Source organism: Porphyromonas sp. C0041D3 (genome assembly GCF_056590575.1).
Genome location: NZ_JBWPWJ010000020.1, coordinates 1 through 901, shown reverse-complemented (window position 1 = coordinate 901; position 901 = coordinate 1). Strand labels below are relative to the sequence as shown.

General features: G+C 48.9%; 1 rRNA gene. It reads right to left on the bottom strand.

The window, feature by feature from the left end:
• Positions 1 to 901 (bottom strand): 23S ribosomal RNA (locus tag AC1EKE_RS08175); the annotation flags it as partial.

Sequence of the window (901 nt, the reverse complement as noted above, 5' to 3'; positions counted from 1 at the left end):
GAGGCTTTCACTCCTTCGTCCTTGCATCCACTACGTGTAATCAGTATGGGAATATTAACCCATTCTTCCGTTCGGATACGCCAACTACGGCTACTCCTTAGGTCTCGACTAACCCTCTTCCGACGAACGTTGAAGAGGAAACCTTAGTCTTTCGGCGAGGAAGATTCTCACTTCCTTTATCGTTACTTATACCTACATTTGCTCTTCCAGAGAGTCCAGCATGAGTCACCTCACACCTTCGACCTCGCTGGAATGCTCCCCTACCGATCTTTCGATCCCATAGCTTCGGCAGATGTCTTATGCCCGATTATTATCCACGCCACAATCCTCGACTAGTGAGCTGTTACGCACTCTTTAAATGAATGGCTGCTTCCAAGCCAACATCCTAGCTGTCTCTGCATTGCGACTTCGTTCATTCAACTTAGACATCATTTGGGGGCCTTAGCTGATGGTCCGGCTTCTTTGCCTCTCGGATACGGAACTTAGCTCCCGCACCCTCACTCTTCATGACTACATACACGCATTCGGAGTTTGTCCGGATTTGATAAGCGGTGAAGCTCTCGCATCCAATCAGTCGCTCTACCTCGTGTACTTAACCATAAAGGCTGCACCTAAATGCATTTCGGGGAGTACGAGCTATCTCCAAGTTTGATTGGCCTTTCACTCCTATCCGTACCTCATCGGGAAATTTTTCACCATTTCTCCGTTGGACCCTCCATGAGGTTTTACCCTCACTTCAGTCTGGACACGGATAGATCACTTGGTTTCGCGTCTACCCTACACAACTATACGCCATTTAAAACTCGCTTTCGCTACGGCTCCACGACTGGGTCGCTTAGCCTTGCTGTGCATGGTAACTCGTAGGTTCATTATGCAAAAGGCACGCCGTCACCCCAAAGGG